Below are 255 nucleotides of genomic sequence, written 5' to 3'. Positions count from 1 at the left end.
TGGAAGCGGTAGAGCGCACCGCAGTCGACGCCCCCACTGTCCTGCGGGAAATCCGTTCCTTCATGCACTGCGACTATATCCAGGCTGTGCGTCTGCATGATGCGGGCCCGGACGTCATGTATCTGGAGGAGGACGGCTACCAGAAGGACCCGCAGGCGTTCTTTCACTGTCGACTGTGGCCGAATCAAACGGTCGCGGGTCGTGCGCTGTGGGTCGGAAAGACAGTGGACGGCGACGACGCCAGTCCCACGATGC

The 255-nt window shown here is 62.4% G+C and carries 1 protein-coding gene; it reads left to right on the top strand.

Annotated features, from left to right (window positions below):
* Positions 1–62: 62 nt before the first annotated feature.
* Positions 63–255: hypothetical protein (locus tag ACLFKU_RS44695; RefSeq protein WP_410853512.1), on the top strand; the 193-nt coding region annotated here is incomplete at its 3' end.

The sequence above is a fragment of the Paraburkholderia sp. EG304 genome, from assembly GCF_046543485.1.
GTDB lineage: Bacteria > Pseudomonadota > Gammaproteobacteria > Burkholderiales > Burkholderiaceae > Paraburkholderia > Paraburkholderia youngii.
The sequence above is the reverse complement of the archived record's forward strand: the minus strand, read 5'-3'. Positions and strand labels throughout refer to the sequence as shown.